Raw genomic sequence first — 24,882 nt, forward strand, 5'->3', positions numbered from 1 at the left:
GTACGGCCTCACGCTGCCTGTTTTGCCGTGACGAAAGCCGCAAGGCTGGCCACGTTGGAGAAATGGTCGCGGGTGTCCTTGGCGTCTGCATCGATCTTGATGCCATAGCGCTTCTGGATCGCCAGGCCGAGTTCGAGGGCATCCACCGAATCCAGGCCCAGGCCTTCGCCGAACAGGGTTTGCTCGTTGCCGATGTCTTGCGCGCTGATGTCTTCCAGGCCCAGGGCCTCGATGATCAGCTCTTTGATCTCAAGGTGCAGGGCGGCGGTTGGATCGCTCATCTGAGGCGAGCTCCTTAATAAAGTAATGGTGCAGATAATCGTTGAGTTTGCGCGAGGCCTGAGGCGCGGGGCCCAGCGCGGCAAAGCTTTGTGGGTCTATATCGGCACCGACACGGAAACTGAAGTGCACCCGGCGGTGCGGAATGCGATACCAGGGTTCGGCCTTGGTCAGGGTGGTAGGGCTGACCTTGATCACGACCGGGGTGATGATTCTCGCACCCCGCAGGGCAATCGCGGCGGCGCCGCGATGAAAGGCGGGTGCCGTGCCCGGTGTGGTCCGGGTGCCTTCGGGGAAGACGATCAGGGTCTGGCCTTGTTGCAGGGCGCTGGCGGCGGCGTCGAGCATGTCCATGCTGCCGTCGTTGCTGATGTATTCGGTGGCGCGTAGCGGCCCGCGGGTGAAAGGGTTTTGCCAGAGGCTCTGCTTGACCACGCAGTTGGCATGGCGCACCAGGCCGATCAGGAACACCACGTCGATCAGCGACGGGTGGTTGGCAATGATCATCTGCCCGGGGCGCCCGAGCTTTTCCGCGCCATCGACTTCATAGGTCAGTACGCCGCTGCGGGCCATGAACCGGATGAACCGCCAGAGCAACCGGCTGACCGTTTGTCGCGCGCGCAGACGCTGACGCTCGGCATTGCCTGGCAGGCAGCCGAGCAGCGGGAAGACTGCCAGTCGCAGGCACAGGCCGCCCAGCCCGAACAGGGCGAAGCTCAAGGCGGTGGCCAGCAAGCGCCAGTAATAGGCGTCGCGGCGCTTGGTCATGGTCGGCGCTGCCAGTTCCATACCCGGGTCTTCCATTGGTGTCGGCAGGTGGCGTGTTGGCCCAGCAGGGTACGCAATAGATCGAGGGCATGGGGCCACTCGGTTGGGGACTGTTCGTCCGCGGCGCTTTCGAGGGACAGTTGCCATTCGTCGCCTGGGGTCAGCAGCAGGCCGAGGGCATAGGGGAAGGGGACGTCGTCGATCCAGTGGCGGTAGGCCTCGGGCGGTTGCTCCTCGGTGATCACCAGCAAGACCGCGGGGGCGCCTTCATCGAGCAGCGCGGCGGCTTCGAGCATGCCGTGCTCGAGACCGTCGCCATTGGCGGCCAACGCGGTCATTTCGCAGGTCGAGCCGCGCAGGATCGACCACAGGCCAATCACCGCGTTGTGCACCGACAGGCTGAACTGGGTGGGCGACAGCGGTTGGTCGGCGGCCAGGTCGCAGAGGATCTCGAAGGTGCGCGGGGTTTCGCCGTGCCGGGAGATGAACACCAGCGGCAACTGCGCGTGCCCCTCGGCCAGTGGCCAGCCGACGCTGAACGCCATGCGTGCCAGGCGGCTGAGGCGGCGGCGCTGCATGGCCGGCAGAAAGGATACATCCGGTGCCGCATCGCTGGGCTCGGGGACACTGGGCTGGCGGCTCCAGGCCTGCCAGTCGTCCGCACTTTCCAGGCCCGGAGCCCAGGCGCGCCATTGGGCGATGTTGAAGTTGATCACTGAATGTCTTCCCGCCCCTGCGGGCTTCCTTGAACGCTACGGTTGATCCCTGAACCTCTACCAACCCTGGCGTGGCACGATGGCCGAATGACTCGCATTATCCCGGTGCACAAGGCCTGTAGCAAATTTTTGGTCACATTTTGCACGATTAAATTTGCGAAATGCGAAGAGGTTGCTAGCAACTGGCTATTGTTCGTATTTTTTTTGATACGTATGCCGGACATTTCCCGGGTTAAAGGGAAATTACCTCGTGCCAGTGCAGTTATTGCGATATGAGAGGTAGTCCTAGTCCCGGCGAGGTGGCGCGGCAGCGGTCAAGCCCTCTACACTCGGTGATCCATTGATACACGGAGGTTTTGTCATGCGGCGTGTGGTGTTCAATCAGAAGGGCGGGGTCGGCAAGTCGAGCATTGCCTGTAACTTGGCGGCGGTCAGCGCCAGCGAGGGCTATCGGACCCTGTTGGTGGATCTCGATGCCCAGGCCAACTCCACGCAATACCTCACCGGGCTCACCGGCGAGGACATCCCCATGGGCATCGCTGATTTCTTCAAGCAGATCCTTTCGTCCGGGCCGTTCTCGAAGAAAAACCAGGTGGATATCTATGAGACGCCGTTCGACAACCTGCATCTGATCACCGCCACGGCCGAGCTGGCTGACCTGCAGCCCAAGCTCGAGGCCAAGCACAAGATCAACAAGCTGCGCAAACTGCTGGATGAGTTGTCGGAAGATTACGATCGCATCTATCTGGATACGCCGCCGGCGCTGAACTTCTACGCTGTGTCGGCGTTGATTGCCGCCGATCGCGTGTTGATTCCCTTCGATTGCGACAGTTTTTCCCGGCAGGCGCTGTATGGCCTGCTAGCCGAGATCGAGGAGTTGAAGGAAGACCACAATGAAGGCTTGCAAGTGGAAGGGATCGTGGTCAACCAGTTCCAGGCCCGGGCGAGTCTGCCGCAGCAGATGCTCGACAGCCTGATCGCCGAGGGTTTGCCGGTATTGCCGGTGTATCTGGCCAGTTCGGTGAAGATGCGCGAGTCCCATGAGGCGAGCCGGCCGCTGATCCACTTCGATCCGCGGCACAAGCTGACCCAGCAGTTCGTCGAGTTGCACGCCCTGCTGGAGAACAACGCTTAATTCGCTTTTTTGCCTGCTCCTGGCGGCTGAGCCCGCCTCAGATACCTTGGCTGCGCAGCCAGGCCATCAACTGCGGTAGGGGAAAGGCGCCGCTCTGGCGCGCCACTTCCTGGCCATTTCTGAACAGGATCAGGCTGGGAATCGAACGAATCCCCAGCTGTGCCGAGAGTTGCTGGTTGGCTTCGCTGTCGAGCTTGGCCAGGCGGCACTTACCGGCCAACTGGGCCGCCGCCTGTTCGAACACCGGAGCAAAGGATTTGCACGGCCCGCACCAGTCCGCCCACACGTCCACCAGCAATGGCAGATCGCCCTTGATCTGGCTGGCGTAGTCGCCCTGTTTCAATTCGAACGGTTTATCCAGCAAGACCGCGGCTTTGCAGCGTCCGCATTTCGGCTGGTCGCCCAGGCGCTCGGCGGGGATGCGGTTGAGGCCGTTGCAATGAGGGCAGGGGATCAACAGGGGATCGGACATGGAAGGGTTCCTGGGAAGTGGCCAATGAACTTGAACTGGAGTCTGGGGCGCACTTTATCAAGGGGGGCCAAAGGTGTGTTGCATGTCCTCACATGTTCAAGCGACGCGTTTTGCCTTCAGGATCTAGCCTCAAGGAACGAGCCGGCGGTCAGATTTTGGCAATAGCAAATTGCGATAATCTGGCTTGGCGGATAATCTTCATAGCAAGATGCGATAAGGATGTTGCATGCGTGTGATTACCGAGAAGCGGATTCGGGAAGCCAAGGCAAGATGGCCTGACACCGCCAGTGCGTTGGATGCCTGGTGCCGAAGGATCAAGGGGAGCAGTCCTGAAAGCTTTTCGGCGCTCAAGGCGATGTTCCCAGCGACAGACACGGTGGGTAGCTTGCATGTGTTTGATATTGGCGGGAACAAGCTGCGGCTGATTGCGGGTGTGCATTACGGTGCCCAGCAGTTATATATCAAGCATGTGCTGGATCATCGCGAATATGACAAGGGTAAATGGAAGGAGAGGTGTTGATGAATGCTGTCATCAAGCAGGCTTCCGAGCACTGGCCGTTCGTGGAGCCACTGCTGCGCAAACCAAAAAACGAGGCTGATTACGATGCCCTGGTGGGTATTCTCGACGAGTTGCTGGGCGTCATTGGTGAAGACGAATCGAATCCGCTCATGAGCCTGGTGAATATCATCAGTGATTACATAGAGGCCTATGACAAGGAGCACTGGCCGATGCCGGTGGCCAGTGGGGCCGATGTGCTGCGGGAGATGATGCGTGAACATGGCTTGACCCAGAGCGACCTGCCCGGGGTCGGGCCACAATCGGTGGTTTCCGAGATCCTCAGCGGCAAGCGCCAGCTCAACCTGCGCCAGATCCGCTGGCTGGCCGAGCGTTTTGGGGTCCGGGAGCAAACCTTTATCTGAGCCGGCTCACGACGAACAACTGATCTCCAGATGCTTGCCCCACTCCGGTGGTCGTTCGGCGTAGCGCTCCAGGCCTGGTTGTTCCTCGAATGGCTTGCTCAGTACCGTATGGAGTTGCCGCACCTCTGAGTAATCACCACTTTCCGCCGCATCGATGGCCTTCTGCGCCAGGTAGTTGCGCAGAATATACAGCGGGTTGACCGCGTGCATCCGCGCTTTGCGCCGGGACTCGTCCTGATCGGTTTCGCGGGCGACCCGTGCCTTGTAGCGATCGGCCCAGGCGTCGAAACCCTTGAGATCGATAAAGTCATCCCGCAGGCGCGCCGTGGCCAATGCCGCTGACTCATCCCCCAGGCGGCGGAAGAACAGGGTGTAGTCGACTCCTCCGGCCTGCATCAGTTGCAGCAGGTTTTCCACCAGCTTCTGGTCGTCGTCTTCGGCGCTGGTCAGGCCGAGGCGGCGACGCATCAGGTCGAGGTAGTGGGTCTGGTACAGCGGCAGGAACAAGGCCAGGGTTTCACGCAAGGCCTCGACACTGATGAACGGCGTCAGGGCCTGAGCCAGCGCACTGAGGTTCCACTGGCCGATGGGCACCTGGTTGCTGAACGAGTAGCGCCCTTGGTCATCGGAGTGGTTGCAGATGAAGTGCGCATCGAAATCATCGAGAAAGGCGAACGGGCCGAAGTCGAAGGTGATGCCCAGGATCGACATGTTGTCGGTGTTCATCACGCCATGGCAGAAACCGTAGGCTTGCCACTTGGCGATCAGTTCGGCATTGCGCTCGACGATCTCGCGGAACATCGCCAGGTAAGGTTCCGGCTGTTCCAGGCACTCGGGGAAATGCAGTGCCAGCACGTGCTCGCCGAGCTGCTTCTGCTGCTCTGGTTGCTTGGTGTAGTAGAAGTACTCGAAATGACCGAAGCGCACATGGCTGGGCGCCATGCGCAGGACCATGGCGCCGCGCTCCTGTTTCTCGCGCCAGACCGGCGTGTCGGAACCGATCACGCAGAGCGCGCGGCTACTGGGAATGCCCAGGGCATGCAGGGCTTCGGAGGCGAGGAACTCGCGGATCGAGGAGCGCAACACCGCGCGTCCGTCGCCCATGCGCGAGTAGGGCGTTTGCCCGGCGCCCTTGAGGTGCAAGTCCCAATGCTCGCCCGCGGCGTTGTAGACCTCGCCCAGCAACAGTCCGCGACCGTCACCCAGGCGCGGGTTGTAGGAGCCGAACTGATGCCCTGAATAGACCATCGCTCGAGGCTCTGCCTCGGCCCAGAGCTTGTGGCCGCCGAACAGCTCGGCGAACACCGGTTCCTCGGCAATGGCCGGGTCGAGGTCGAGCAGGGCCATGGCCGCCGGACTCACCGCCACCAGGTGCGGGTTGTCGAGGGGCTCGGGCAAGATATGGGTGGAAAACGCGTCGCCCAAACGGGCGAAGCGGTTATCGAAGGTCAGTTCGTCGAGGGCTTTCAACGGCCGGCTCCAGCAGAATGTCCGAGTATTCTGCTGGGATTAGCCGGCAGACACCAGCGGCGGCATGCAAACGGCATGATTGCCGCGGTTGTGCAGTCTCAGTCGAGCTTGCCCGGCGGCGGTAGCTGTTCTGGTTTGGCCGCTGCCATCGGCAACGGGCCGGGCGCTTGGCCTTCCACCGGCACCAGCTTGTATTCCTGGCCATGCAGGTTCTTGAGATAGACCTCCATCTGCCGGAACGAGATGTTGATGTGCTCTTTCTTGAACTCGCGGTTGATGAAGCGGTTGACCTCGTCGACCACCGGGTTGCGGTCGCCCAGGTCGCGCACGTGCATGCGCAGTTCGTGGTCCAGGGTACTTTCGCCGAAGTTCAGGAAGTACACGTGGGGCTCGGGCTCCTTCAGCACCCGCGGATTGTCCCGGGCGGCCTTGAGCAGCAGCTCCTTGACCCGGTCCAGGTCCGAACCGTAGTCGACGCCGAGCTTGAGGGTCACGCGGGTAACCGTGTCGGTCAGCGACCAGTTGATCAACTGCCCGGTGATAAAGGTCTTGTTCGGGACAATGATGTCCTTGCGGTCGAAGTCGGTGATGGTGGTGGCGCGGATGCGGATCTTGCTGACCGTGCCCGACAGGGTACCGATGGTGATGGTGTCGCCGATCCGCACCGGACGTTCGAACAGGATCATGATGCCGGAGATGAAGTTGGCGAAGATTTCCTGCATGCCGAAACCCAGGCCGACCGACAGCGCCGCCACCAGCCATTGCAACTTGTCCCAGCTCACACCGAGGGTCGAGAGGGTGGAGACGAAGCCGATGCCGGCGATCACGTAGGAGAGCAAGGTGGTGGTGGCGTAGGCGCTGCCCTGGGCCAGATCGAGCTTGGACAGCACCAGCACTTCCAGCAGGCCCGGCAGGTTGCGCGCCAGGGCGAAGGTGATGCCGATGATCGCCAGTGCGCCGATGACGTTGCCGATGCTGATCGGCACCATGCTCATGGTCGCGCCGGTGCCGCTGGTGTATTCGTAGAGGGTGATGTTGTCCAGGTAGGAGAACACGCTGATCAGGTCCGCCCAGACCCAGTACAGCGCCGCGACGAAGCCGCCGAGCAGGGCCAGGCGAATCAGGCGCATGGATTGTTCGTTGACCTGTTCGATGTCCAGGGTCGGCTCTTCGATCAGTGGTTCGCCATCGCCGGCTTCCTTGGCCGCCTGGCGTTTGCTCAGGGCGCGCTGGTAGGCCAGGCGGCGGGCCGCGACCCCGAGGCCGCGCGCGAAGGTCGCCTCGATCACCAGCCACAACATCAGCAGGTAAAGGGTCTCGATCAGCCGATCGCTGAGTTTCAGGGCGGTGTAGTAGTAGCCGAAGCACACGGCGATAAACAGCGCGATGGGCATGGCGGTGAAGAGCACGCCGATCAGTTTGCGGAACAGCGAGGCGCCGCCGTGGTTCGGCGTGCCCAGCAACAGGCGGCTGAGCAGCCAGGCCATCAGGCCGTAGCAGGTCAGGACCACGGCAATACCCAGTACGTCATCGGCCAGCGAGGCCGGCTGCAGCTCGGCGACGGAGACAATCGCCACCAGCGCCAGGACCACGAAGCCGAGCCGGCGAATCCAGCCCTGGAGAAACTCGACCTGGGGTTTTTCCCAGCGGAAATGCAGCTCGGCCACGCCGCCCGGCGCCAGAATCCGGTAGGCGGTGTAGAACACCAGCCAGGCCAGGGAGATTTGCAGCAGCGCGGCACCGAGGCTGGCGTTCTGGCCGCGGGCATCGATCTGCAGGGCATAGCCGCACAGCGCCAAGCCCAGGGTGATCGGCATCGCCAGGGCGACGTTGACCAGGATCGCCAGCGGCGTGTGCCATTGGCTGTCACGCTTGAAGTGGCCGATGTCCTTGTGGACCTTGCTCAGGCGCGCATACAGCGACTTGCGCCGCCACAGCAGGGCGCCGATCAACAGCAGCAAGGGCAGGAACAGCAGTGGATGTTGGGCCAGGCCATCGGTCAGTTCACTGAGGCTGGAGGCCCAGGGCAGGGTGGTCACCTGCTTTTGCAGGCGCGCGGGTACGCTTTCGATCCATTCCAGATCCAGGGGCTTGTTGCTCGGGATCCAGAACATCTGCTCGTCCAGGGTCGCGCGCAGGCTCTGGGCTGTGCTGAGCAGTTGCTTCTGGTTCAGTTGCAGGGTGATGGACTCGTTGAGCAGGGCGCTCAGTTCGCGGTTCAGGCGTTCCAGCAGGTCGCTGCGGGTTACCGCCAGGTCCAGCAGGGTCTTGCGCAACTGCGCGTTGACCTGGTCCGGCGGCTGGGTCGCCAGCAGGTTGTCGACATAGGTGGCCGGGCTGCTGATCAATTCCCGCTGTTGGTTGACTTCGAACTGGTAGAGGCGGATATCGGCGATTTCATCGGCCAGGTTCTTGTCCACCTGCAGGCGCGGCAGAGCCTGTTTCTGCTTGTAGAGAATCTTCGACAGCAACAGGCTGCCCTTGAGCACGCTGATCTGCTCGTCCAGGGCCTGGTCGCTCTGGGTCACGCTGTCGAGCTGCTGTTTGGTCTGCAGGTTCTGCTGGGTCAGCTCGTTGAGGCGGTCGGTGCTCTTGAGCAGGTAGTCGGAGAGCTTGAGGTTGGTGGCGCTTTCGGTCGCCAGCACGCTGCTGTCGCCGGCCTTCTGCACTTCGATGGATTGCTGGGTGACGGTCTGCTGGGACTGGGCCAGGCGCTTCTGGTTGATCAGCGACTGCATGTCCTGGATTTCCTGCTCCAGGCGCGCGGTTTTTTCCATCAGCAGGTCGTGCTGGCTGTTGCCCAGGTCCTGCAACTGGCTGTTGCCGGCCAGTTCCTGGCGGCGCAGCAGGATCAGCGCGTTGATCGAGGCCAATTCGGCGTTCAACTGGTTGCGCTGGTCGGCGTTGAGGGTCTTGCCGTTGTCCTTGCCCAGCTTGAGGATGCCGTTGATCTGCTGAATGCGGGTCTGGCTGCTGCTGATTTCCGACTGTGCGCGCTCGGGGCGGGTCTGGGCGGTAATGATCAGGCTGTTGGCATCGGCCAGGGCTTTTTGCAGGTCGCCCTGTTGGGCGGTGCGCTCGGTCAGCAATTGTTCCAGTTGCGGCACCGACTGGCTGGCATACCGCTGGGTCACCGGGATCACTTTGGTGACCTTCAACCGGGCCAGTTCACGCTGGTTTTCGACGGTCTGGCGCGGCGCATCGGCGACCTGCTGCTTGGTCGTGGCCAGGCGTTTTTCATAGTCGTCCTGGTTCGACATCCAGGTCAGCGTCTGTTGCAGCACCGCTTGCAGGGCCTTTTGATCGGCGTCGGCGAGCTTGCGGTCGGCGATCTTGTCCAGGCTTTGCTGGACAGATTCACGGGTGGGCGGTTCGGCCGCTTGCAACGCGCCGACGGAAAGACTCAGGCCCAGCAGGGCCATGGCAAGAAAAGTGCGCAAAGAAGACATAAGTACCGGTCAAGCAGCGTGAAGAAAGTGGGCAGTTTAGAGGAAGAGACCCGGACCCGGGCGACTTCCTTCGGGAAATCTGACGCCGACTTTGCCGATCTTGTTCCCGTCCATGACCGCGACAGTCCAGAGCGTGTTGTTCCACTCTACCTGGTCGCCGACGATAGGCGCGCCACCGACCTTGTGGGCGATGAAACTGCCCAGCGGGGTATTCGGGTCGACGCCTTCGAGTTTCAGGCCATAGAGCGCCGAGACCGCGCCCAGCTGGGCGTCGCCTTCGAGCACGAAGTCGCCGAAGAAGCGCAGATCGAGCCCGCGTTGCGGTGCCTGGCTGAAGAGTTTACCGAGGGCCGGGAGGTTGTGTTCGTGGCCGATCACGCAGAGCAGATCATCGACTTCCAGGGTGGTACTACCCGACGGATGGAGCAGTTGTTGGTGCCGGAACAGCGCGGCGATACGGGTGCCTTCGGGCATTTTCAGCTCGCGCAGGGCAGCGCCGATGCACCATTTTTCAGCGCCCAGGCGATAAACGAACAGCTCCCATTCGCTGGTGACATGCACTTCCAGGGCGGATCGGGAGATCGGTGCGGGTTCCGGCGGGACCGTGACTTTCAGCAGTTTGGCCACCCACGGCAGGCTGGTGCCTTGCACCAGCAGCGAGACCAGCACGATAAAGAACGCCAGGTTGAAGTACAGCTGCGCATGGGGCAGGCCGGCCATCAGCGGGAACACCGCGAGAATGATCGGCACCGCGCCGCGCAGGCCGACCCAGGAAATAAACGCCTTTTCCCGGCCATGGAAGGCCTTGAATGGCAGCAGGCCGATCAACACCGACAGCGGTCGGGCGAACAGGATCATCCACAGCGCCAGGCCCAGGGCCGGCAGGGCGATGGGCAGCAGGTCATGGGGCGTGACCAGCAGGCCCAGCACCAGGAACATGCCAATCTGCGCCAGCCAGGCCATGCCGTCGAGCATGTGCAGGATGCCGTGGCGACTGCGCACCGGACGGTTGCCGATCACCAGGCCGCACAGGTACACGGCGAGGAAGCCGCTGCTGTGCAGCGCGTTGGCCAGGGCGAAGACCACCAGGCCGCCGCTGATCACCAGGATCGGATACAGGCCGTTGGCCAGGTTGATCCGGTTGACCAGTTGCAGCATCAGCCAGCCGCCGGCCAGGCCGATGATGCCGCCGATGCCGAATTCGCGAAGCAGGTGGCCGAGCAGGCTCCAGTGCAGGCCGGTCTGGCCGCTGGCGAGCATGTCGATCAGGGTCACGGTGAGGAACACCGCCATCGGGTCGTTACTGCCGGACTCGATCTCCAGGCTGGCGGTGACCCGTTCGTTCAGGCCCTTGCCGCCCAACAACGAGAACACCGCGGCGGCGTCCGTGGAACCGACGATGGCGCCGATCAGCAGGCCCTGGATGATGTTCAGGTTGAACAGCCAGGCGGCGGCCATGCCGGTCAGGCCGGTGGTGATCAGCACCCCGACGGTGGCCAGCGACAGTGCCGGCCACAGTGCCACGCGGAAACTCGCGACCCGCGTGCGCAGACCGCCGTCGAGCAGGATCACGGCGAGGGCGAGGTTGCCCACCAGGTAGGCGGTGGGGTAGTTGTCGAAGATGATGCCGCCGCCGTCAACGCCGGCGGTCATGCCCACCGCGAGGATGATCACCAGGATCGGGATACCGAGACGCGAGGACAGCGAGCTCACCAGGATACTTGCGCCTACCAGCAACGCGCCGATCAAGAACAGGCTGTTGATGGTCGTCGCATTCAAAGGCAGTACTCCAGGAAAGCTTGCAAAGGCTGGGCGCAGACTGACCATGCAGTCTGCGTGCCAGCGATTCTAACCTGTTGAAATGTACCGCTGTCAAAAGCTTTAGAACCAGGCGTCCTGCATCGACAGGCAGGTATCGTCGCGTGCTTCGAGAATGGCCAGTTCATGATGGCAGCCGGGGACTTCCCAGGTCAGGAAGTAGCGTGCGGCTTGCAGCTTGCCTTTGTAGAAGGGCAGGTCCGCCGGATTGTCCCTGGCCAGACCTTCCTCGGCGCGCACCGCCTGTTCCAGCCAGCGCCAGCCGATGACCGTATGCCCGAAGGCCTTGAGGTACAGCGCCGAGTTGGCGAGGCTGCTGTTGACCTTGCCTTGGGCCAGGTCGGTCAGCAGGCCCAGGGTCACGCTTTGCAGGCGTGCGACCAGATCCTCCAGCGGTTGGCGCAGGGCATCCAGGGAGGCATAGGCGGCGGCGCGTGTTGCCGTGTCGGCGATCAGTCGGATCAGTTGCTTCAAGCCCGCTCCGTCGTTCTGCGCCAGCTTGCGCCCCAGCAGGTCGAGGGACTGAATGCCGTGGGTGCCTTCGTGAATCGGGTTCAGCCGGTTGTCGCGGTAGTACTGCTCCACCGGGTATTCGCGGGTGTAGCCGTGGCCGCCGAGAATCTGGATCGCCAGTTCGTTGGCCTTCAGGCAGAACTCCGAGGGCCAGGATTTGACGATGGGTGTCAGCAGGTCGAGCAGTTCATGGGCCTGTCGGCGTTCTGTCTCGGAGGTCAGTGTGTTGGTGTCATCGAACAGCCGCGCGGCGTACAGGCCGAGGTCGAAGGCGCCTTCGACATAGGCCTTCTGGGTCAGCAGCATGCGTTTGACGTCGGCGTGCTGGATGATCGAAACCGGCGCGGTAGTCGGGTCCTTGCTGTCGGGCAGGCGGCCCTGCGGGCGTTCCCGGGCGTATTCCAGGGAGTACAGGTAACCGGCATAGCCAAGCATCACCGCGCCCATGCCGACGCCGATCCGTGCTTCGTTCATCATCTGGAACATATAGCTCAGGCCCTGGTGCGGCTTGCCTACCAGATAGCCGACGCAGTTGCCGTTATCACCGAAGTTCAGCGCCGTGGAGGTGGTGCCACGCCAGCCCATCTTGTGGAACAGCCCGGCCAGCAGGACATCGTTGCGCGGGCCGAGGCTGCCGTCGTCGTTGACCAGGAACTTGGGCACGATAAACAGCGAAATGCCCTTCACCCCGGGTGGTGCGTCTGGCAGCTTGGCCAGGACCATGTGCACGATGTTTTCCGACAGTGGGTGGTCGCCGCCGGAAATGAAGATCTTGTTGCCCTTGAGTCGGTAGCTGCCGTCGGCGGCCGGTTCGGCGCGGGTGCGGATATCGGACAGTGAAGAGCCGGCGTGGGGCTCGGTCAGGGCCATGGTGCCGAAGAAGCGCCCGTCGATCATCGGTTGCAGGAAGCGGCGCTTTTGCTCGTCGCTGCCGAAGCTTTCGATCAGGTTCGCCGCGCCCATGGTCAGGAACGGGTAGGAGGTCGAGGCGGCGTTGGCCGATTGGAAATGGGCGAAACAGGCTTGCGACAGCAGGGTCGGCAGCTGCATGCCGCCATCCTCGAAGCTGCGTGCGGCGTTGAGAAAGCCGGCTTCGAGAAAGGCGTCGACGGCCGGTTTTACTTCCGGGATCAGGATGGCTTCGCCGTTTTCGTAGCGCGGTTCGTTTTCGTCGTTCTTGCGGTTGTGCGGGGCGAAGAACTTTTCGGCGATGCTGCGGGCGGTACCGATGGCTGCGTCGAAGGTTTCCCGGGAATGTTCGGCGAATCGCTCGCGCTGGGTCAGGCCCTCGGCATCGAGGACTTCGTACAGCTCGAAAGCCAGATTGCGGGAACTGAGCAGCATCTCGGACATGGCGGCCTACCTGTGGGGGAGTCGGCCGAGTCTAGGCGGCTGAATAAGCGCTGCCTAGCAAGATTGATGTGGGTGATGGAGGGGCAGAATTCAGGGAGGTGTGGTGTCTGGGCGGGCCTCTTCGCGGGCAAGCTCCGCTCCCACAGGATTTTTGTCGTGCCAGAGAAAGGAATGACTGATCACAAAATCCTGTGAGAGCAAGACTCTGTCGTACCACCGATGAGTGGTCGAGCACTGAACCTGTGGGAGCGGAGCTTACCCGCGAAGGCCGTTTTCCCGCCGACGAAATCGTCAGGCCTGGCGCCCATTGTGGGGGCCAGGCCTTCCGCTCGCCTTAACCGATGGTCATCAGGCTGGCGTTACCGCCCGCCGCTGCGGTGTTGACGCTCAACGCCCGCTCAATCACCAGACGCTCCAGCGCAATGCCGGTTTCGCCCTGGGACAGTCCATGCACGCCGACAATAGCGCCGCTACGTTGGGCGATTTGCTGGCAGACCCCACGCAACTGGTCGGAATGCCCGTGATGCAGCACTGCGTCGAACAGCACCTCGTCCTTGGTCCAGTCGGCCACACGCTGGATGCGCGCCTGCACCTCTTTTGGCAAGCGCCCGTAGAGCGCCTTGGCCGATTCGCCTTCCAGCCAGACCGCCGAGCCGCCCACGGCCAACACCGCCGCCAGTTGCGTCAACAGGTCGGCTTCGATCTCCGCGAGGCACAGCACATGCTCGCGGGGCAGGATGGCGTAGCTGTTGCGCTCGCCCGTCGGGCCGTTGAGCACCCGGGTAATGCCGCTTTGCGACTGCACCGCGAAGGTCGTGCACAGCGTCCCGAGGTCCGCCAGCTTCTGACCGTCGGCCCAGGCTTGCAGGGCGTTGAGCGGTTTGAGCAGGGCTTCGCGCAGGCGCAGATCCGGTGCGGCCAGGGCGTCGCCGCGAGCGAAGCATTGTTCGATGGCATCCGCCGGCCGGGTCGACAGCAGACGATACAGGTACAGCGGTCCACCGGCTTTCGGCCCGGTCCCCGACAAGCCTTCGCCACCGAACGGTTGCACGCCGACCACGGCGCCGACGATGTTGCGGTTCACATAGACGTTACCGGCGTGAACATTGTCGATCACTTTGGCAATGGTCTCGTCGATGCGGGTGTGCACGCCGAGGGTCAGGCCGTAGCCGGAGGCATTGATCTGCGCGATCAGCTGGTCGATGTCCTTGCGTTTGTAGCGCACCACGTGCAGCACTGGGCCGAAGATCTCCCGCTGCAGTTCGTCGAGGCTTTCCAGTTCGATCAGGGTCGGCATCACGAAGGTGCCGCGCTTGCATTCCTCGCCTTCGGCGATGGCCACCTGATAGACCGTGCGCCCTTTGTCGCGCAGGGCCTGGATATGTTTCTCGATGCCGGCCTTGGCTTCGGCATCGATCACCGGGCCGATATCCACCGACAGGCGTTCCGGGTTGCCCAGGCGGCATTCGGCCATGGCGCCCTTGAGCATTTCGATCACGCGGTCGGCGGAATCTTCCTGCAGGCACAGCACGCGCAGAGCCGAACAACGTTGGCCGGCGCTGTCGAAGGCCGAGGACACGACATCGATCACCACCTGTTCGGTCAGCGCCGAGGAGTCGACGATCATCGCGTTCTGCCCGCCGGTTTCGGCGATCAGCGGAATCGGCCGACCCTGGCTGTCCAGGCGACCGGCGACATTGCGTTGCAGCAGGCGCGCCACTTCGGTGGAGCCGGTGAACATCACGCCCTTGACCCGATCGTCGCCGACCAGGCGCGCGCCGACGGTTTCACCGCGTCCCGGCAGCAGTTGCACCACGCCTTCGGGAATCCCGGCTTCGAGCAGCAGGCGCACGGCCTGGGCGGCGATCAGCGGGGTCTGTTCGGCGGGCTTGGCGAGTACCGGGTTGCCGGCCGCCAGTGCCGCGGCGACCTGGCCGCTGAAGATTGCCAGTGGGAAGTTCCACGGGCTGATGCAGACCACCGGACCCAGCGGGCGGTGGGCGTCGTTGCTGAAATCGTTGCGCGCCTGCACCGCGTAGTAACGCAGGAAGTCCACGGCCTCACGCACTTCGGCAATGGCATTGGCGAAGGTCTTGCCGGCTTCGCGGACCAGCAGGCCCATCAGCGGCTGGATCTCGCCTTCCATCAGGTCGGCGGCGCGCTCCAGGATTGCCGCGCGTTCGCTCGGCGGAGTGGCCTGCCAGATCGGCGCGGCGTTCAGAGCGCACTGGATCGCGTTGTCGGCGTCTTCGGCGGTGGCTTCCTGGACATAGCCGACCAGGTCGCGATGGTCCGATGGGTTGAGCACCGGCACCGGGGCTTCGGTGCTGGCGACACAACCCAGCAGCGGCACGGCTTTCCAGTCATTGTGGGCGCTCGCCAGCAGGGCGCAGGAAAGCGATGCCAGACGGTGTTCGTTGGCCATGTCGATACCGGCGGAGTTGACCCGGTCACGACCGTAAAGGTCGCGTGGCAGCGGAATCCGTGGGTGTGGCAGACCGAAGCCGCCTTCCAGCGTCGCCATCTGCTCGATGCTGGCCACTGGATCGGCCACCAGCTCCTGGATCGAGATGGACTGGTCGGCAATGCGGTTGACGAAGGAGGTGTTGGCGCCGTTTTCCAGCAGGCGCCGGACCAGGTAGGCCAGCAGGGTTTCATGGGTGCCGACCGGGGCGTACACCCGGCACGGACGGTTCAGCTTGCCGTCGGAAACCTTGCCTACTACTTGTTCGTACAACGGTTCGCCCATGCCGTGGAGACACTGGAACTCGTACTGGCCCGGGTAATAGTTCTGCCCGGCGATATGGTAGATGGCCGACAGGGTGTGGGCATTGTGGGTGGCAAACTGTGGGTAGATGACTTCCGGCACCGACAGCAGCTTGCGTGCGCAGGCGATGTAGGAAACGTCGGTGTAGACCTTGCGGGTGTAGACCGGATAGCCCTCCAGGCCTTCGACCTGGGCGCGTTTGATTTCGCTGTCCCAGTACGCGCCCTTGACCAGACGGATCATCAGACGATGCCGGCTGCGGCGGGCCAGGTCGATGACGTAGTCGATGACATACGGGCAGCGTTTCTGGTAGGCCTGGATCACGAAGCCGATGCCGTTCCAGCCGCTCAGTTGGGGTTCGAAGCACAGGCGTTCGAGCAGGTCCAGGGATAGCTCGAGGCGGTCGGCCTCTTCGGCGTCGATGTTCAGGCCGATGTCGTATTGCTTGGCCAGCAGGGTCAGCGCCAGCAGGCGCGGATACAGTTCGTCCATCACCCGTTCGTACTGGGCACGGCTGTAGCGCGGGTGCAGGGCCGAGAGCTTGATGGAGATGCCCGGGCCTTCGTAGATGCCACGACCGTGGGAGGCCTTGCCGATGGCGTGGATGGCCTGCTCGTAGGACGCCAGGTATTTCTGTGCGTCGTGCTCGGTCAGTGCGGCTTCGCCGAGCATGTCGTAGGAATAGCGGAAACCCTTGGCTTCGAAGCGGCTGGCGTTGGCCAGGGCCTCGGCGATGGTTTCGCCGGTGACGAACTGTTCGCCCATCAGGCGCATGGCCATGTCGACGCCCTTGCGGATCATCGGCTCGCCGCTCTTGCCGATGATGCGGCTCAGGGACGAAGTCAGGCCGGTCTCGTTATGGGTGGCGACCAGCTTGCCAGTCAACAGCAGGCCCCAGGTGGCGGCATTGACGAACAGCGACGGGCTGTTGCCCAGGTGCGGTTGCCAGTTGCCGGTGCTGATCTTGTCGCGGATCAGGGCGTCGCGGGTGCCTTTGTCGGGGATGCGCAGCAGGGCTTCGGCCAGGCACATCAGCGCCACGCCTTCCTGGGACGATAGGGAGAATTCCTGTAGCAACCCCTGGACGATGCCCGCACGGCCGCCGGCGCTCTTCTGGTTGCGCAGCTTTTCGGCAATCGAGGCGGCCAGCTTGTGACTGGCTTCGGCCATGGCTGCCGGCAGGCGCGCCTGCTCCAGCAGCATCGGCACCACTTCCGGTTCCGGGCGGCGGTAGGCGGCGGTGATGGCGGCCCGCAGCACCGATTGCGGGAGGATGCTTTCGGCGAATTCGAGGAAGCACTGATGGGCGTGGTCGCTCGGGGCTTCGCCGCTGTCTTCGGCGTCGCTACGGGACGAGCCGTTGATTTCACCCAGGGTTGCACCGCTCTCGAGCTTTTCCAGGTAGTTGAAAATGGCCTGCTTGATCAGCCAATGGGGGGTGCGGTCAATCGAGTGGGCCGCGGCCTTCAGGCGCTCGCGGGTCGGGTCGTCGAGTTTGACCCCAAGGGTGGTCGTAGCCATTTTCTTATCCTCATGGTTACCACGATCGCGTGGCATCAGCTGGCGGAAAGAGTAGCGCTGGCTCCGCTTAGGTGCAACCGGGTGCAACCTATTTTTTGCAAGAAAAAACGGCGGTAGATCAGGAATTATTTTCCCGCTTGTGTTTATGGTCTCAAGCCTGGGGGTTTCAGAGTGTCACGAGCATTTCCCGCACTGAAAAGGGGCGGGAAAGCGTCGGAAAATACGCAAAATTCAATAGGTGCAACTTATTTGGGCGGAATGGGTTGCACCTTATTCGGTTTGTTGAATAGCATTCGCCGCTGAAGTGCAACCTCCTGCGCGCCGTAGATGGCGGCTGACGATTTCCTGAGGAAATATCGGTCATAAATGCCTGCTGCGCTTAATCGTCTGACAAACATCATTCTTTGCGTCGGTCGGACCGTCGCTCAATAAAAACAATGCCAGGGATTTTTCAATGAGTGTAAGCAATCCAACCCTGATCACGTTCGTGATCTATATCGCCGCCATGGTGCTGATTGGCCTGATGGCTTATCGCTCGACCAATAACCTCTCCGATTACATTCTCGGCGGCCGCAGCCTCGGCAGCGTGGTGACCGCGTTGTCGGCCGGTGCTTCCGATATGAGCGGCTGGTTGCTGATGGGCTTGCCCGGCGCGATCTACCTGTCGGGTCTGTCGGAAAGCTGGATCGCCATCGGCCTGATCGTCGGGGCTTACCTGAACTGGCTGTTCGTCGCCGGGCGCCTGCGGGTGCAGACCGAGCACAATGGCGATGCGCTGACCCTGCCGGACTATTTCTCCAGTCGCTTCGAGGACCACAGCGGCTTGTTACGGATCATTGCTGCGGTGGTAATCCTGGTGTTCTTCACCATCTACTGCGCGTCGGGCATTGTCGCCGGTGCACGGCTGTTCGAAAGCACCTTTGGCATGTCCTATGAGACGGCGCTGTGGGCCGGTGCGGCGGCGACCATTGCCTACACCTTTATCGGCGGCTTCCTGGCAGTCAGTTGGACCGACACGGTGCAAGCCACTCTGATGATCTTTGCGCTGCTTCTCACGCCGATCATCGTGCTGCTGGCCACTGGCGGGGTCGACACCACTTTCCTGGCTATCGAAGCCAAGGATCCGGCCAACTTCGATATGCTCAAGGGCACCACCTTCGTCGGTATTCTCTCGCTGATGGGCTGGGGTCTGGGTTACTTCGGCCAGCCGCATATTCTCGCGCGTTTCATGGCGGCGGACTCGGTCAAGTCGATCGCCAAGGCCCGGCGCATCTCCATGACCTGGATGATTCTGTGCCTGGGCGGCACGGTGGCGGTGGGCTTCTTCGGCATCGCCTACTTCTCGGCGCACCCCGAGGTGGCCGGCCCCGTCGGTGAGAACCACGAGCGGGTGTTTATCGAACTGGCGAAGATCCTGTTCAACCCATGGGTTGCCGGGGTGTTGCTGTCGGCGATCCTGGCGGCGGTAATGAGCACCTTGAGCTGCCAGTTGCTGGTCTGCTCCAGTGCCCTGACCGAAGACTTCTACAAGACCTTCCTGCGTAAATCGGCTTCCCAGTTGGAGCTGGTCTGGGTCGGTCGCGCCATGGTGTTGCTGGTGGCACTGGTGGCTATCGCCCTGGCGGCCAATCCGGAAAACCGTGTGTTGGGTCTGGTGAGCTATGCCTGGGCCGGGTTTGGTGCGGCGTTCGGTCCGGTGGTGCTGATCTCGGTGATCTGGAAGGACATGACCCGTAATGGCGCATTGGCCGGGATTCTGGTGGGTGCGATCACGGTGATTGTCTGGAAGCACTTCAGCCTGCTGGGGCTGTACGAAATCATCCCAGGCTTTATCTTTGCCAGCCTGGCGATCTATATCGTCAGTCGGCTGGGCACGCCCTCGGCGTTGATGTTGCAGCGTTTTGATGCGGCGGAGAAACAGTTCCGCCTGGAGCACTGATCGGCAAGGGCTGAGGCCCTGGCCCCGGTTGATCGGAAAGTGGCCCGCCTCCCTGGAGGCGGGCCGTTTTGCTTCAGGCGCGTAGTGCTTGTTGCAGGTCTTCGAGGATGTCCTCGATCGCCTCGATGCCGACGGACAGGCGGATCATTTCCGGCGTCACGCCGGCCTTGGCCTGTTCGGTTTCGTTCATTTGCCGGTGGGTGCCGGCATCGACAATCACTCCGCCCAGGGAGTTGCCGTGGCCGCCGGCGTACTTGGTCACCGAGTGCACGACGATGTCGGCGCCGAACTGGATCGGCTTGCACAGGATCGGCGTCGCCACGGTGTTGTCGACCATCAACGGTATGCCGCGGGCGTGGGCAACCTCGGCGAAGCGCTGGAGATCGACGATATTGCCCGCCGGATTGCCGATGCTTTCGCAATAGACCAGCTTGGTGTTCTCGTCGATCAGTTCGGCAATGGCTTGGGCTGAGTCATCGCGGGCGAAGCGCACGTCGACGCCGAAGCTCGGTAGATAAAGTCTCGACTCAGTGAAATTCCATTAATGAGCACTGCCAGGCAGGTGCGGTCGCTTAATGGTCTCGTGTGTCTGAGTCGCCAATGACCTTGGGGGCTGCGCCCGCAGTCGGAGCGCAAGCCGGCGCGCCAGTGTCCAATACTGGCGCGTAATCGGCAAGTGATCCCCACTTAAGCCCGCTCGTTGTCCGCCTGATTGACGAAGATCAGCACGCCGAGGAGCGCCATGTAGAACCTGAAGGCCGACTCCTGGCCATTCCAGATCTGCGATTGCCACATCAGGAACCATTCACCGCCCACGACCATGAAGCCGAAGAACCAGACCAGGAAACCCAGGGTTGCGCCACCGACGACCCATTTTTTCGCCTGGGCGAAGGCGGCGGCGTCGCGGTTGCGCGCTCGCCAGAGTGACCACGCGCCGCCGCTCAGCAGCAGTGTGGTCAGGCCTTCGCCGAAGATGATCAGCCAGTAGGCGGCGTGCCAGAGCGCGGGTGTGCTGATTGCGCGGTGCATCGCGGCATTGTCCGGGAAGGTGGTGTCCATGCTCAGCACGTGGCGGACAAAGGTGAAGTTGGAGCCGTAATCGATGACATTGTTGAACGTGACCATGAAGGCGAAAGCGGCGAGGGCCAGGGTGAGGACAATCTTGGCGTAGCGGGCGGTCATGGTTCGGATCCTTCTTTCCGATAGGCGGGAAAACGACCTTATCACTGCCTGGCCCCGAGTATATGTCAGACACTTCCGATGCCGCCGGTGCGCTGCGACCTGACGTACGTTCGGGCACAAGGTAAACTTCGCCTCCTTCGCAGGAGTTGCCATGAACTACCGTCACGCCTTCCACGCCGGCAACCACGCCGACGTCTTGAAACACCTGATCCTCACCCGCCTGATTGCCCTGATGGCGCGCAAGGAGCAGCCGTTCGCCTATCTCGACAGTCACGCCGGCATCGGCCTGTACGACCTCAAGGGCGACCAGGCCAGCCGCACCGGCGAATACCTGGAGGGGATCGCCCGCTTGTGGGGCGAGCAGGAGCTGCCCGCGGTGACCGCCGACTACATGCGGGTGCTGCACGAGATGAACCCGGATGGCGAATTGCGCTACTACCCGGGCTCGCCGGAGCTGGCGCGGCGTCTGACCCGTGAGCGCGAGCGCATTCTGCTCAACGAGAAGCACCCGGAAGACGGCAAGCTGCTCAAGGACAATATGAAGGGCGACCGGCGCGTGGCGGTGCACCTGGGCGAAGGCTGGCATGTGGCGCGGGCGTTGCTGCCGGTGGCGGAGAAGCGCGCGGTGCTGCTGATCGATCCGCCGTTCGAACAGTTGGATGAAATGCAGCGCTGTGCGGCATCGCTCAAGGAAGCCATCGGGCGTATGCGCCAGACGGTGGCGGCGATCTGGTATCCGATCAAGGATCAGCGTGCGCTGAAGCGTTTCTATCAGGACCTGGCTGGCAGCGGCGCGCCGAAGTTGCTGCGGGTGGAGTTGCTGGTGCATCCGCTGGACACGCCGGCGAGCCTGAACGGTTCGGGCCTGGCAATTGCCAATCCGCCATGGGGGCTGGAGGAGGAACTGCGGGAATTGTTGCCGTGGCTGGCGCAGAAGCTGGGTCAGACCCAGGGCGACTGGCGGATGGATTGGTTGATTGCCGAGTAACTCGGACTTTGGCTTTCTCCCGGTATCGTGGGCGAGTCCATACATAGGAGCAGGGCTTGTGTGGGAGCGGAGCTTGCCCGCGAAGAGGCCCGCGAGAGCGCTAAAAGCTTCGCGGGCAAGCTCCGCTCCCACAGGGGGAGGGCGGCGTTCAATCAGATCGGGCAGGTCACGCCGGTGCCACGAATCCCGCAATAGCCTTCGGGGTTCTTCGCCAGGTACTGCTGGTGATAGGCCTCGGCATAGAAGAAGGTCGGCTCTTCGTCGATTTCCGTGGTGATGGTGCCATGGCCGGCCTTGCTCAGTTCGGCCTGGAACAGCTGTTTGCTCTTCAGCGCGGCCTCCAGTTGGTCCGGTTTGGTGGCGTAGATCACCGAGCGGTACTGGCTGCCGATGTCGTTGCCCTGGCGCATGCCCTGGGTCGGATCATGCAGTTCCCAGAACAGCGCCAGCAGCTGTTCGTAGCTGACGATCTCCGGTTCATACACCACCAACACCACTTCGCTGTGGCCGGTCAGGCCCGAGCAGACTTCCTCGTAGGTCGGGTTCGGCGTGAAGCCACCGGCGTAACCTACCGAGGTGCTGTACACCCCTTCGCGTTGCCAGAAGCGCCGTTCCGCGCCCCAGAAACAGCCCAGGCCGAAGATCGCGAATTCCACGTTGCCGGGGAAGGGGCCCAGCAGCGGGTTGCCATTGACGAAATGTTTTTCCGGCACGCTCATTGGAGTTTCGCGGCCAGGCAGAGCTTGTTCTTTGGTTGGGAGCACGTTTTTGTTCACCAGTATTTCCGAGCGCAAGACCATGTCGCAGTCCTCTCAGTCAGGTTGGGATAAGCGATACAGGAAGATAGACCAACAGTGTGCCCGAGTGTTACAGCGCTGTCAGGCCAAAGGGCCGCGCGGGTAACGTTTGAGCTGCTGGATCAGTTCGATGCCGGGGATCGGCCGGTCGAACAGGTAGCCCTGGCCGACGTCGCAGCGATGGCGACGCAGGAAGGTCAGCTGTTCGTAGGTCTCGATGCCTTCGGCCACCACCTTGATCTTCAGGTTGTGGGCCATGGCGATCACCGCGGAGGTGATTTCCATGTCGTCCTGGTTATCCGGGATTTCATGGATGAAGCTGCGATCGATCTTGATGATGTCGATCGGGAATTTCTTCAGGTAGCTCAGGGACGAGTAGCCGGTGCCGAAGTCGTCCATGGCCAGGGTCAGGCCGAGCTTTTTCAACTGGTCGAGTTGCTGGTGGGTGTCTTCGGTGGCTTCCAGCAGCAAGCCTTCGGTCAGTTCCAGCTCCAGTAGGCTCGGCGGTAGCTGTTCTTCCTTGAGGATGCTGGCGATGGAGGCCACCAGGTCCGGGTCGGAGAACTGCTTGGGCGACAGGTTGATTGCCACCTGCAGCTTGCCCAGGCCGGAGGCGGTCAGTTGCTTGCTCATGCGGCAGGCCTGACGCGCGACCCATTTGCCGATCGGGATGATCAGGCCGGTTTCTTCGGCGACGCTGATGAACTGGTCCGGGCGGATCATGCCGCGCTCCGGGTGATTCCAGCGTAACAGCGCTTCCATGCCCAGCAGGCGACCGCTGCGCAGGCAGAGCTTGGGCTGGTAGAACACGTCCAGTTCGTTCTGGGTCAGGGCGCGCCGCAGGTTGTTCTCGACGAACAGCTTGTAGCTGGCCTCGGCGTTCAGCGCTTCGGTGAAGACCTGGACCTGGTGCTTGCCGTTGGCCTTGGCCTTGTGCAGGGCCAGGCCGGCGTTGCGCATCAGTGTCTGTGGGTCGCGGCCGTGCAACGGCGCGCAGGCCAGGCCCACGGAGCCGGTGACGCTGATCAACTGGTTGTCGACGAACATCGGTTTGTCGAGGGTGGTCAGCAACTGGCTGGCGATCTGTTGCCCGGTTTCCAGGTCGGTGTCGTCCAGCAGCACCGCGAATTCGTTACTGGCGAAGCGCGCCAGACTACCGCTCGGACTCAGGCTGTTGCGCAGGCGTCGGGCCAGGCTGATCAGCAGCTTGTCGCCGGTCTGGTGGCCGAGGCTGTCGTTGATCCGCTTGAAGTTGTCGATGTCCACCAGCAGCAGGCTGATGGGCGAATCGCTGTCGCGGGCGAAACGCTCGTCGAGGTTGCGGATAAAGGCCGGACGGTTGCCCAGGTTGGTCAGGTTGTCGGTGTAGGCCAGGCGTTCGATGCGCTGTTGCGCGAGCTTGGTCTGGGTGATGTCTTCGTAGATGCCGATGTAGTGGGTCAGCTCTCGGTTGTCGCCATAGACCTTGGAAATCGACAGCTGGCCCCAGTAGGGTTCGAGGTTCTTGCGCCGGCTCTTGAACTCGCCTTGCCAGCTGTTGCTCTTGGCCAGGCTCGAGGGCGCGTCGAACAGCAGCTCGCTGAGGTTCTCCAGGGCCGGCAGCTCGGAGAGCTTCTGGCCGTGGACTTCCTCGGTGCTGTACTGGGTGATGGCGGTGAAGCTGGGGTTGACGTATTCCACCACGCCTTCGCTGCTGACCAGCAGGAAGGCGTTGGCGCTCTGCTCGACGGCGCGCTGGAACAGGTGCAGGGCGCTGGTGGCGGTCCGTCGGTTGTGATTATTGATGACCTGGGCGAACTGGTCCGCCAGCTCGCCGGCAAAGGCGATTTCATCGGACTGCCAGGCGCGGCTCTTGCCGGTTTGTTCCAGGCACAGCACGCCGACCACCTGGCCGTCGATACGGATGCTGGCGTCGAGCATGGCATTGGTGTCGCGCGGGCGCAGGCTTTCGGCCATTTCCCGGGTGCGCGGGTCGCGGTTGGCGTTGTGGGCGTCGATGGCGCGGCTGGTGTGCAGGGCTTCGAGATAGTCGGGGAAACCACCGACATCGATGATATCCGGCAGCACGTACTGCTGGCGATCACGGTGATAGGAGCAGATCGGCACCAGGCGATTGCCTTCGAGGTTCCAGATGCTCGCACAGTCGATTTCGTAGATATCGCAGGCGCAACGGGTGATCAGTTCGGCGGCTTCGAGCAGGGACTTGCCGGCGCTGTAGCGCTGGCGCGCCAGGCGCAGGATCAGGTCCTGCTGGGCGCGCACCCGGTCCAGGTGGAGCAATTGCTCCTGCTGGGCGCGCTGGTTCAGTTCCAGGGCAATCTGCAGGCGGTTGTTCTGGGTTTCCAGGTCGGCGGCCGGCAAGGCCGGTTCCTGGCCGAGCAGGCCCTGGACCACCAGCAGGTAGCCACGCAGCAGGTGACGGTTGTGTTGTTTGTAGGCTTCACCGACTTCCAGCAGGCTCAATGGGCCCTGGGTGGTGTGCAGGGTGTAGCGGATCAGGTAATGCGGGCTATCGACCAGTTGCTGCTGGATGGTGTCGTGCAGCCGGTAACGGGCTTCGGGCTCCATCAGGCTGGCATAGGGCGAACCGACCAGGGCACACAGTTCGATGGCCGGTTGGCCGAACTGGCGCTCGCAATTGGGATCGAGAAACAGCAGTGCCCAGCTTGCTTCATTCAGCCGTTCGAAACGCAGCATGCCGAGCCGCGAGGGCACCGGCAATTGCGTGACTACCTCGGCCGCCAATCTATTGGCGACATCCGGTTGGCTTTTCATTAAGAGCTCGCTTCAAGAG

The 24,882-nt window shown here is 62.5% G+C and carries 17 protein-coding genes and 1 pseudogene; 5 read left to right on the forward strand and 13 right to left on the reverse strand.

What is annotated here, in order from left to right; translation table 11 throughout:
* Positions 1-8: 8 nt before the first annotated feature.
* The 3 genes from AC07VG_RS14100 to AC07VG_RS14110 are packed head-to-tail and all read right to left on the reverse strand — an operon-like array spanning position 9 to position 1,763.
* A complete protein-coding gene (locus AC07VG_RS14100) occupies positions 9-281 on the reverse strand; it encodes a phosphopantetheine-binding protein (RefSeq protein ID WP_495003317.1) in 273 nt (90 codons plus the stop codon).
* Entirely contained in the window at positions 250-1,068 is an 819-nt protein-coding gene (locus AC07VG_RS14105; RefSeq protein WP_495003318.1) for a lysophospholipid acyltransferase family protein, read from the reverse strand. The genes AC07VG_RS14100 and AC07VG_RS14105 overlap by 32 nt, the downstream gene beginning before the upstream one ends.
* Entirely contained in the window at positions 1,044-1,763 is a 720-nt protein-coding gene (locus AC07VG_RS14110; RefSeq protein ID WP_495021374.1) for a beta-ketoacyl synthase chain length factor, read from the reverse strand. Before AC07VG_RS14110 ends, AC07VG_RS14105 begins: the two co-directional genes overlap by 25 nt.
* 361 nt (positions 1,764-2,124) lie before the next feature.
* On the opposite strand from AC07VG_RS14110, the gene AC07VG_RS14115 reads away from it, so the two are divergent.
* Positions 2,125-2,898: a ParA family protein gene (locus AC07VG_RS14115; protein ID WP_495003320.1), complete on the forward strand. Its 774-nt coding sequence runs from the start codon at positions 2,125-2,127 to the stop codon at positions 2,896-2,898.
* A 37-nt stretch (positions 2,899-2,935) separates the two neighbouring features.
* Here AC07VG_RS14115 and trxC read toward each other — a convergent pair whose 3' ends face one another.
* Positions 2,936-3,370: a thioredoxin TrxC gene (gene trxC / locus AC07VG_RS14120; RefSeq protein WP_495003321.1), complete on the reverse strand. Its 435-nt coding sequence runs from the start codon at positions 3,368-3,370 to the stop codon at positions 2,936-2,938.
* Between the two features lie 226 nt (positions 3,371-3,596).
* Between trxC and AC07VG_RS14125 the strand changes: the two genes are divergently transcribed.
* The gene (locus AC07VG_RS14125; RefSeq protein WP_495003322.1) at positions 3,597-3,890 is read left to right on the forward strand and encodes a type II toxin-antitoxin system HigB family toxin; all 294 of its coding nucleotides are present in this window, start codon (positions 3,597-3,599) and stop codon (positions 3,888-3,890) included.
* Complete coding sequence (locus tag AC07VG_RS14130) at positions 3,890-4,291, forward strand: helix-turn-helix domain-containing protein (protein WP_495003323.1); 402 nt, start codon at positions 3,890-3,892, stop codon at positions 4,289-4,291. Before AC07VG_RS14125 ends, AC07VG_RS14130 begins: the two co-directional genes overlap by 1 nt.
* Positions 4,292-4,297: 6 nt before the next feature.
* Here the strand turns inward: AC07VG_RS14130 and selO are convergent, their stop codons facing one another.
* The 5 genes from selO to putA all read right to left on the reverse strand — a co-directional run bounded on the left by selO (position 4,298) and on the right by putA (position 17,182).
* Complete coding sequence (selO, locus tag AC07VG_RS14135; protein ID WP_495021375.1) at positions 4,298-5,761, reverse strand: protein adenylyltransferase SelO; 1,464 nt, start codon at positions 5,759-5,761, stop codon at positions 4,298-4,300.
* Between the two features lie 98 nt (positions 5,762-5,859).
* A complete protein-coding gene (mscK, locus tag AC07VG_RS14140; RefSeq protein ID WP_495003325.1) occupies positions 5,860-9,210 on the reverse strand; it encodes a mechanosensitive channel MscK in 3,351 nt (1,116 codons plus the stop codon).
* Between the two features lie 36 nt (positions 9,211-9,246).
* Positions 9,247-10,989 carry a potassium/proton antiporter gene (locus tag AC07VG_RS14145; RefSeq protein ID WP_495003326.1) on the reverse strand — a complete coding sequence of 581 codons (1,743 nt, stop codon included), beginning with the start codon at positions 10,987-10,989 and terminating at the stop codon, positions 9,247-9,249.
* A gap of 102 nt (positions 10,990-11,091) precedes the next feature.
* The gene (locus AC07VG_RS14150) at positions 11,092-12,894 is read right to left on the reverse strand and encodes an acyl-CoA dehydrogenase (RefSeq protein WP_495021376.1); all 1,803 of its coding nucleotides are present in this window, start codon (positions 12,892-12,894) and stop codon (positions 11,092-11,094) included.
* Positions 12,895-13,228: 334 nt separating this feature from the next.
* Positions 13,229-17,182, reverse strand: coding sequence for a trifunctional transcriptional regulator/proline dehydrogenase/L-glutamate gamma-semialdehyde dehydrogenase (gene putA, locus AC07VG_RS14155; RefSeq protein WP_495003328.1), 3,954 nt, complete (start codon positions 17,180-17,182; stop codon positions 13,229-13,231).
* A 454-nt stretch (positions 17,183-17,636) separates the two neighbouring features.
* Between putA and putP the strand changes: the two genes are divergently transcribed.
* Positions 17,637-19,121 (forward strand): sodium/proline symporter PutP, encoded by a 1,485-nt coding sequence (putP, locus tag AC07VG_RS14160; RefSeq protein WP_495003329.1) that lies wholly within the window; start codon positions 17,637-17,639, stop codon positions 19,119-19,121.
* Positions 19,122-19,194: 73 nt separating this feature from the next.
* Here the strand turns inward: putP and AC07VG_RS14165 are convergent.
* A pseudogene (locus AC07VG_RS14165) lies at positions 19,195-19,635 on the reverse strand (aminotransferase class V-fold PLP-dependent enzyme); the annotation flags it as partial.
* A 173-nt stretch (positions 19,636-19,808) separates the two neighbouring features.
* On the reverse strand, positions 19,809-20,303 hold the full coding sequence (locus AC07VG_RS14170; protein WP_495003330.1) for a DUF2165 family protein: 495 nt from the start codon (positions 20,301-20,303) through the stop codon (positions 19,809-19,811).
* A 151-nt stretch (positions 20,304-20,454) separates the two neighbouring features.
* Here AC07VG_RS14170 and AC07VG_RS14175 point away from each other — a divergent pair, with 151 nt between their 5' ends.
* The gene (locus tag AC07VG_RS14175; protein ID WP_191489846.1) at positions 20,455-21,291 is read left to right on the forward strand and encodes a 23S rRNA (adenine(2030)-N(6))-methyltransferase RlmJ; all 837 of its coding nucleotides are present in this window, start codon (positions 20,455-20,457) and stop codon (positions 21,289-21,291) included.
* A 152-nt stretch (positions 21,292-21,443) separates the two neighbouring features.
* Here the strand turns inward: AC07VG_RS14175 and msrA are convergent, their stop codons facing one another.
* Positions 21,444-22,091, reverse strand: a complete 648-nt coding sequence (msrA, locus tag AC07VG_RS14180; protein WP_495021377.1) for a peptide-methionine (S)-S-oxide reductase MsrA — start codon at positions 22,089-22,091, stop codon at positions 21,444-21,446.
* Between the two features lie 78 nt (positions 22,092-22,169).
* Complete coding sequence (locus AC07VG_RS14185) at positions 22,170-24,863, reverse strand: putative bifunctional diguanylate cyclase/phosphodiesterase (RefSeq protein ID WP_495001246.1); 2,694 nt, start codon at positions 24,861-24,863, stop codon at positions 22,170-22,172.
* Positions 24,864-24,882: the final 19 nt, after the last annotated feature.

The organism is Pseudomonas sp. GW821-FHT03C07 (assembly GCF_059420925.1).

Bases quoted from the DNA above. Each gene is read 5' to 3' on its own strand.
- AC07VG_RS14175 (WP_191489846.1), top strand. From the start codon at position 20,455: ATGAACTACCGTCACGCCTTCCACGCCGGCAACCACGCCGACGTCTTG.
- AC07VG_RS14125 (WP_495003322.1), top strand. From the start codon at position 3,597: ATGCGTGTGATTACCGAGAAGCGGATTCGGGAAGCCAAGGCAAGATGG.
- putP (WP_495003329.1), top strand. From the start codon at position 17,637: ATGAGTGTAAGCAATCCAACCCTGATCACGTTCGTGATCTATATCGCC.
- AC07VG_RS14115 (WP_495003320.1), top strand. From the start codon at position 2,125: ATGCGGCGTGTGGTGTTCAATCAGAAGGGCGGGGTCGGCAAGTCGAGC.
- AC07VG_RS14130 (WP_495003323.1), top strand. From the start codon at position 3,890: ATGAATGCTGTCATCAAGCAGGCTTCCGAGCACTGGCCGTTCGTGGAG.
- mscK (WP_495003325.1), bottom strand. From the start codon at position 9,210: ATGTCTTCTTTGCGCACTTTTCTTGCCATGGCCCTGCTGGGCCTGAGT.
- AC07VG_RS14185 (WP_495001246.1), bottom strand. From the start codon at position 24,863: ATGAAAAGCCAACCGGATGTCGCCAATAGATTGGCGGCCGAGGTAGTC.
- AC07VG_RS14150 (WP_495021376.1), bottom strand. From the start codon at position 12,894: ATGTCCGAGATGCTGCTCAGTTCCCGCAATCTGGCTTTCGAGCTGTAC.
- trxC (WP_495003321.1), bottom strand. From the start codon at position 3,370: ATGTCCGATCCCCTGTTGATCCCCTGCCCTCATTGCAACGGCCTCAAC.
- AC07VG_RS14105 (WP_495003318.1), bottom strand. From the start codon at position 1,068: ATGGAACTGGCAGCGCCGACCATGACCAAGCGCCGCGACGCCTATTAC.
- putA (WP_495003328.1), bottom strand. From the start codon at position 17,182: ATGGCTACGACCACCCTTGGGGTCAAACTCGACGACCCGACCCGCGAG.
- msrA (WP_495021377.1), bottom strand. From the start codon at position 22,091: ATGGTCTTGCGCTCGGAAATACTGGTGAACAAAAACGTGCTCCCAACC.
- AC07VG_RS14170 (WP_495003330.1), bottom strand. From the start codon at position 20,303: ATGACCGCCCGCTACGCCAAGATTGTCCTCACCCTGGCCCTCGCCGCT.
- AC07VG_RS14100 (WP_495003317.1), bottom strand. From the start codon at position 281: ATGAGCGATCCAACCGCCGCCCTGCACCTTGAGATCAAAGAGCTGATC.